This window comes from Blastococcus tunisiensis, assembly GCF_900112815.1.
In the GTDB taxonomy this organism is placed as follows: domain Bacteria; phylum Actinomycetota; class Actinomycetes; order Mycobacteriales; family Geodermatophilaceae; genus Blastococcus_B; species Blastococcus_B tunisiensis.
The window spans coordinates 1-7,281 of the sequence record NZ_FOND01000039.1 but is presented as its reverse complement, the minus strand read 5'-3'; the positions used below and the strand labels follow the sequence as shown (position 1 = coordinate 7,281).

General features: G+C 69.6%; 6 protein-coding genes and 1 pseudogene. 2 read left to right on the top strand and 5 right to left on the bottom strand.

Annotation, left to right across the window (positions count from 1 at the left end):
• Window positions 1-290: transposase (locus BM142_RS24025; RefSeq protein ID WP_175527179.1), on the bottom strand; the 290-nt coding region annotated here is incomplete at its 3' end.
• Between the two features lie 328 nt (window positions 291-618).
• On the opposite strand from BM142_RS24025, the gene BM142_RS24020 reads away from it, so the two are divergent.
• On the top strand, window positions 619-1,242 hold the full coding sequence (locus BM142_RS24020; protein WP_175527433.1) for a TetR/AcrR family transcriptional regulator: 624 nt from the start codon (window positions 619-621) through the stop codon (window positions 1,240-1,242).
• Window positions 1,243-1,279: 37 nt separating this feature from the next.
• Here the strand turns inward: BM142_RS24020 and BM142_RS24015 are convergent, their stop codons facing one another.
• Window positions 1,280-2,272 (bottom strand): cyclase family protein, encoded by a 993-nt coding sequence (locus tag BM142_RS24015; RefSeq protein ID WP_217640876.1) that lies wholly within the window; start codon window positions 2,270-2,272, stop codon window positions 1,280-1,282.
• On the bottom strand, window positions 2,265-3,164 hold the full coding sequence (locus BM142_RS24010) for a fumarylacetoacetate hydrolase family protein (protein WP_092204048.1): 900 nt from the start codon (window positions 3,162-3,164) through the stop codon (window positions 2,265-2,267). The genes BM142_RS24015 and BM142_RS24010 overlap by 8 nt, the downstream gene beginning before the upstream one ends.
• Window positions 3,165-3,986: 822 nt before the next feature.
• Between BM142_RS24010 and BM142_RS24000 the strand changes: the two are divergent.
• A pseudogene (locus BM142_RS24000) lies at window positions 3,987-5,382 on the top strand (IS1182 family transposase).
• Window positions 5,383-5,587: 205 nt separating this feature from the next.
• Here the strand turns inward: BM142_RS24000 and BM142_RS23995 are convergent.
• Together BM142_RS23995 and BM142_RS23990 are read right to left on the bottom strand one after the other, a co-directional pair.
• Window positions 5,588-6,979, bottom strand: coding sequence for a bifunctional 3,4-dihydroxy-2-butanone-4-phosphate synthase/GTP cyclohydrolase II (locus BM142_RS23995; protein WP_254791238.1), 1,392 nt, complete (start codon window positions 6,977-6,979; stop codon window positions 5,588-5,590).
• Window positions 6,976-7,281, bottom strand: a 306-nt coding sequence (locus BM142_RS23990; RefSeq protein ID WP_139228952.1) for a flavin reductase family protein, incomplete at its 5' end; no start/stop codon positions are given. The genes BM142_RS23995 and BM142_RS23990, both read right to left, overlap by 4 nt.

Here is a 7,281-nt window from a genome sequence, read left to right as displayed (position 1 = left end):
GCGAAGAAAGCCGACGCGCTCTTCAGGATCGCGTTCGCCCGGCGCAGCTCCCGGTTCTCCCGTTCGAGCTCGGCCAGCCGAGTGGCGTCATCGGTCGTTGTCCCGGGCCGGTGCCCCTCGTCGACCTCGGCCTGGATGACCCAGTTGCGCAGCGTCTCGGGGTTGATGCCCAGCTGCTCGGCGATCCGCTTCAACGCTCCAGTCCGAGTGGCCGGGTCACGCCGGGCGTCGACCGCCAGCCGGATCGCCCGCTCACGCAGCTCGTCGGGGTACTTCCTCGGTGCCGCCATGACTCTCATCCTCACGTGGATTGAGAGCCTCCATCAAACCCGGGGCGAGACACCCCAAGTCGTTGCCTGCGCCGGACCAGCGGCTGCTGCAGCTCGCCGACGCCTGCCATGACCATGCCGGGGTGCTGCCCGACGGTCTGTGGGAGGAACTGACACTCGACGGCTGGTCTACCGGCCAGTTGGTAGGCTTACTGGTCGTGGCCGGCCAGTACCGAAAGGTTGCTGTGCTGGTGAACGCCCTGCAGGTGCCGGTCCCAGCAGGCCTGCAGCGGTTGCCGCGGGCAGGAAGCGCAGGAACGTCGCCAGTTGCGTAGACAGGGGTGGAACAGTGGCCGATCGCACTGACGGGGTCTCTCGCCGCGCGCAGATCATCGACGTCGCGGCGCGGCTGTTCGAACAGCACGGCTACCACGAGACGACCATGGAGATGCTCGCCCAGGAAGTGGGCGTGAAGAAGGCCTCGCTCTACTACTACTTCTCCAACAAGGACCTGATTCTCGTGGACATCCACGAGGAGATGATCGACCACCTCCTTGAGCAGGCCAGGCTCCGTGACTCGGCTGGTTCGCCGGTCGACCGACTGCGCGGAATCATCGCTGACCTCGTGGGTCTGATGGAGCTCTTCCCCGGCCGGTTGAGGATCTTCTTCGAGCACTACCGGGAACTGCCGACAGATCAGCAAAAGGCCATCCAGGTCAAGCGCGACGAGTACCACGGTGTCCTCGTGGCCGCTTTGCGTGACGGCGTGGCTGCCGGACGGTTCGACGTCGCTGACGTCGAACTGACCGCCCTGGCGGTCCTGGGCATGTGCAACTGGACCTACCAGTGGCTGCGTCCAGGGGGTGCCTTGAGCGCCGCCCAGGTCGCCGACCACTTCATGGAACTCCTGCTCAGCGGCATCGGGTCTCCTCAGACCCTCCGCACCGAAGTCTCAGGCGGTGCCCTCGGCTAGGACCGAGAGCACCGCCTGAGACGTCCGTGCAGTCAGCTCACCGGATCGCCAGTGCGCTGACCGGAGACCCGATGCCACCGGTCAACGGCAGCGGGTCGGCGCTGAAGAAGAAGTCGTACTGTCCATCGGCGGCGCTGGCGTCCGCGATCGCCTCCAGATCGAAGATCTCACCGATGGCCAACCCCATGTGTGTGAGGCCGACGATGTGGAACGGCTGGAAGAACGCGACCTCGTTAGGCCGCACCTCGACTCCCCAGGTGTCGGTCGCCACTGCGGCCACCTCGTGCTCGTGCAGCCATGGCAGGGTGTGTAGCGAGAGACCGGGAGCGTCTCCGCCGCGCCCGAAGTCACCCCAATCGCGGCGGCGCTGCTCCAAGAAGCCCGTCCGGACCACCAACGCGTCCCCGGTGCCTACCTGCACCCCCTGCCGTTCACATGCGGCGTCCAGGTGCTCAATGGTGATAGCGGTCCCCGGCTCCAGACAGTCCACGTCGAGCAGTCGGGGGATGTCCAAGAGGACGCCACGGGTCACCAGCTTGGCGTGGTAGTTCTCGATGCCGTTGTGCGCCGCCCCCTGGGTCCCCACCTCGGACGCCGAACGACCGTTGTACATCTTTCCGTCGAAGAAGACGTGGGCCAGCGAGTCCCACTGCGTGCCAACCTGGGTGGGCATCACGAGGTAGTCATCGGCGTAGCCCATGCCGCGGGCTGCGCCCCAGGCGCCGGGCAGCGGATCCTGGCGACCGGCTAGGTAGTCGGTGCCCGAGGCCAGCATGAACAACTGGGGGTTGTTGCGCCCGATGCCACCGATCTGCGGCCCGGCGCTGTCGTAGGGGAGCGTCATCGAGACCACGGAGCCGGACCTGATGCAGTCCTTGGCGGCCAGGATCTGCTCGGGTCCGATGTGGTTGAGCGTCCCGCGTTGGTCGTCCGCCCCAAAACGACCCCAGTTGCTGAGCCTGGCGATCAGCGAGCGGATCAGATCCTCGTCAGCGTCTCCTGTACCCATCCCGGCCCCCGCGTCAGCCACGACGAGGGCCGATCGTGTTGCTGAGCACGCCGATGCCCTCAGCCTCCAGCTCGACGACGTCACCAGGCTGCAGCCACGGGTACTTCTTGTGCCCGTGCAGGCCGGCCAGCTCCATGATGCAGCCGGTTGCCGCTGTCCCCGAGCCGAGTACGTCTCCCGGACGCAGCCGGGAGCTTGTCGAGGCGTGGGAGATCAGGCGGGCGAAGCTGTGCGTCATGTTGGCCAGGTCGTCCACGCCGTACTCGCGGCCGTTGACCCGCGCCCGGATCCGGGCCCGGGGCTGCCCCGGCTCACCGCCGAACTCGTCCGGGGTGGCCAGGCACGGGCCGAGCGACTGGGCGAAGTCCTTACATTTGCTGGCTCCCAGCCCCAGGGCCATCTCCACCTTCTGGATGTCCCGCGCGGAGAAGTCGTTGAACAGGGTGTAGCCGGCGATCAGGTCAGGCGCATCGGCTACGCTGACGTCCGCTCCCTCGCGACCGATGACGACAGCAACCTCAAGTTCGTAGTCCAGCTGCTCGGTCTGCGGGCGAGGGATTTCATCCCCGGGGCCGAAGACGACTGCGGGATTGGTGAAATAGAAGACTGGCGTGCGGTACCACTCGGCAGGGATGTCGGCGGAGCCGGTCTGTCCCTGCAGGAAGTTGGCGTAGTGGGCCTCGAACGTCAGGAAGTCGCGGATGGTGGTCGGCGCATGAAGGGGTGAGAGCAGATGCGCCTGGACCAGAGGAACCGGTGCGCCGATGTCGTCAGGTCGACGACGGCTCATGGCAATCTCCAGCAGCGGCGAGTCATCCCCGTGATCGGCCAGAGCCAGGGGAACCACGGCGTCCCCTTCCAAGGCACCGATGTGAACAGGCCCTCCAGCCGTGAAGTACCTGACCAGGCGCATCGCAGTCCTCCTCTGACTCACCGGTTTAGGCCAGAGCCTAGCTGCCTACCGTCTGGACGGTTGGGACCCGGGCGGGTCATCTGTCAGTCTGCGCAGCCGAACCGGCCGTCCCTCGAAATCGGGCAGAGCCGGTCGGTGGGGGCACCCGCTGGTTCCGGCTCCACCCGGCCAGCACGCGGCGCAGCGCCGACAAATCAGATCCGGCTGGCGATTGCGGCGGTCACCGAGGTCATCGCGCACGGGCTGGACCGGACCCGGGAGATCGCCGCGCTGCCCGCATCGTCGAAGCGGCCACCGCCGGCATCGTGCTCACTCGCGGCGGGGACACGCTGCCCTGCCGGGGCCGCCCGACCACCGCCTGCTGGCCCCCGGTGCTCCGGTCCTCGCTGCCGCGGTGGCCGAGCTGGCCGATGCCGACCACCTGCGTCACCTTCCTCGCCCCACGGGGCAGCCCGACGACGGCGACGGTGGGCGAGCGGCTGGTCCGGGTCAGCGCGCTGGACTGCGCCCGCCCGCCCCCTGGACCACCTTTGTGCCGCGGTGCTCCTCTCCCCGCGGGGGAACCTGCGGGGCCTGACCAGGCTCGACGTGCGTCTGCTTAGGCTGCTGGTCGAGGGAGCGCCTCATATCTCGGCCATCGCCGCGGCCCTCGGCGTCGACAACCGCACCGTGTCCGACGCCCTAGGACCCCGTGTCGGTAATGCCCGCGGGGCCCGGGCCACGGGATGATCAGGTATGCCGAGGCCGCGGGCGGATGAGCAGCCGGTGTTGATCGAGATCGAGGCCGATGTGTCGGGCCGAGTTCCGCCGGTGAAGCGGCCGGTGGACAAGACGTTCCGGCGGTATCTGCAGGACCAGCCGATGTTGCTGCCCCCGGATCTGCGCGAGTGGGTGGCTGCCGACCATCCGGCGCGGTGGGTCGATGACCTGGTCGAGCACGGGCTGGATCCGTCGGCGATCTATGACCACTACACCGAAGCGCGGGGCGGGCCGCCGTTCGATCCGCGGCTGATGCTGAAGATCTTGATCTATGGCTACTCGCACGGCATCACCTCGTCTCGGGCGTTGGAACGCCGCTGCCACGACGATGTGGCGTTCCGGTTCCTGACCGGGGACACCTGCCCGGACTTCGTCGCGATCGCCCGGTTCCGCACCCGGCACGGGGCGGCGCTGAAGGAACTGTTCATTCACCCAGTCACTGGCGTTGTGCGCCCGGGCCGGGCCGGTGTCGCTGGGCCGGGTGGCGCTGGACGGGACGAAGGTCCGCGCCGACGCCAGCCGGCGCCGGGCGATGAGCTATGACCGGATGGTCACCGCCGAGGCGCGGCTGGCCGCCGAGGTCGCCGACCTGCTGGCCGACGCCGAGCGGGTCGACGCCGCCGAGGACGCCGCCTACGGCGCCGATCGCCGCGGCGACGAGCTGCCGACGGAGCTGGCCCGGCGGGAATCCCGGCTGGCGGCCATCCGAGCGGCCAAAACCGCGCTGGAAGCAGAGCACGCCGCCAACGCGCGGGAGCAGGCGCGGGCCCGGGCCGCCGAGCGCGGCACCGATGAGGCCGAGGCCGGCGCGGCCGCCGAGGCAGCCGCGGCCACCGCGGTCGTGCCGCCGAAGGCGCAAGGGTCGTTCACCGACCCCGATGCGCGGATCATGAAGACCTCCGACGGGTCCTTCCAGTACTGCTACAACGGCCAAGCCGTGGTCGACGAGGCCCATCAGGTGGTGCTGGCCGGACAGCTGCGCCAATCCGGGGCCGACGCCCCGGCCCTGCCCGACCTGCTGACCCGGTTGAACGACTTCCTGGCCGCGGCCGGCCTGCGCGGCTGCCCCGACCGGCTCCTGGCCGACGCCGGCTACTTCTCCGCAGCCAACGTCGCGGCGACAACCGCCGCCGGCATCGACCCGCTGATCGCCACCGGCCGGCTCCGCCACGGCGAGGTTCCTCCGGTGGCCCCACCCGGACCACCCCCGGACGGGCTGACACCCAAGCAGCAGATGGCGCACAAGCTGCGCACCGCCGACGGCCGCACCGCCTACGCCCGACGCAAGGCCATCGTCGAACCGGTGTTCGGACAGATCCAGGTCGCCCAGAACGGCGACCGACTACGCCTGCGTGGCGCGGCGAAAGCCGACTTCGAGTGGTTCTTCCATCTCGCCTGCCACAACCTGCGCAAGCTGAGGAACTCCGGCTGGACCCCGATCCAGCCGGCCACCACCTGACCGGAACTCCCAGTACAGGGAACAACCCCTGGAACTACGACCGGCGCTGCGCGGAGATCGTTCAGACCGAAGAAGCACGCTTCACGACCCGGCCGACCGAGGAGGCGATGCCCACACCACGGCGGCACGCCACCCCGACGCTGCGAACCGGTCAACCGTTACGGACACGGGGTCCTAGGCGTGGAACCCGCCCGACGCTAGGGGGTCAATTTTCGAGCGACGTTGACCAAACGCCGCCACCGGATGCTGGGGCCGTCACAGCTATCTGTTCGGCTTCGCTTCGGTCCAGTGCCAGTCCGGGTCCTACGCCGTCGCGGCGTGCTGCAGGAACTGGCTCGGGTATCAGACCTACATCCAGGGCCTCGGCGGCGCGCGTCCGCAGATGGTGGCCCATCCGCACCTGCTTGGTGCGCAGGTAGCTGACGTTGTGCGGCGTCTCCACCACCGGCAGCGCCACCCGGCCGACGATCGTCAGCCCGTAGCCCTCCAGCCCTCCGAACTTGGCCGGGTTGTTGGTGATCAGCCGCAGCTGGGTGATACCGAGGTCGCCGAGGATTTGCGCGCCGACGCCGTAGCTCCGGGAGTCGACGGGCAGGCCCTGGGCCGTGTTGGCGTCCACCGTGTCCAGCCCCTGCTCCTGCAGGGCGTAGGCGCGGATCTTGTGCGCCAGCCCGATGCCGCGGCCCTCGTGTCCGCGCAGGTAGACTACCGCGCCGCAGCCCTCCGCGGCCACGGCCCGCAGCGCCTGCTCTAGCTGTCCGCCGCAGTCGCAGCGTAGGGAGCCCAGGATGTCGCCGGTGAGACACTCCGAGTGCACGCGGACCAGTGCGCCGCCCTCGGTCCGTCCCGCTGCCGCAACGTCCCCGAGGACCAGCGCCAGGTGCTCGCTTCCGTCCAGGGTGCTGCGGTAGGCCAGCGCCCGGAAGTCCCCGAACTTCGTCGGCATCTGCGAGCTGGCGACCAGCTCCACCAGCTGCTCTGTGGCCCGCCGGTACCGGATGAGATCGGCGATGGCGAGCACCGGCAGGTCGTGCTCGGCGGCGAACGCGGCCAAGGAGGCGCCGCGGCGCATCGACCCGTCCTCGTCCACGATCTCGCCGATCACCCCGACGCCCGACAGTCCGGCCATGGTCGTCAGGTCGACGGCGGCCTCGGTGTGCCCCGCCCGGACCAGCACGCCACCCTCCCGAGCTCGCAGCGGGAAGATGTGCCCCGGCCGGCGCAGCTCGTCCGCAAGGGTGGCCGGGGAGGCGAGTGCACGCACCGTCCGTGCCCGGTCTGCCGCCGAGACGCCCGTGCCCGTGTCGACGTGGTCGACCGTCACCGTGAACGCGGTGCCGTGCGCGTCGGTGTTGTCCGCGGTCATCTGCGGCAACCGCAGCCCCTCGGCGCGGTCGGCGCGCATCGGGACGCAAATGATCCCTGTCGTGTGGCGTACCAGGAACGCCATCTGCTGCTCGGTCACGCACTCGGCGGCGAGGATCAGATCGCCCTCGTCCTCCCGGTCGGCGTCGTCCACCACGATCACCATCCGGCCCTCGGCCAGGGCCGCGACGGCATGCTGCACCGCCTCGGCCGGCGGCTGCCGGGTGGTCACGCCGACTCCTCGAGATGGGCGTGGGTGCCGAACACCCGACCGTGGTACGTCAGCGGCCGGCCGTCGAGGGTTCCCGCGGCTACGACCGTGCCGAGAGCCACGACGTGGTCCCCACCGTCGACCAGGCTCGTGACCTCGCAGGCCAGCCACCCCGGGGCCCCCGGCAGCCGGGGCCGGTCGTCGTGCAGCTCCCAGTGAACACCGTCGAACTTGCCGGTCCCGCCCTTCTTGGCGAACCCCAGCGCAAGAGCGGACTGGGTCGACCCGAGCACGTTGACCCCGAAGCGACCGCACTCCCGGAC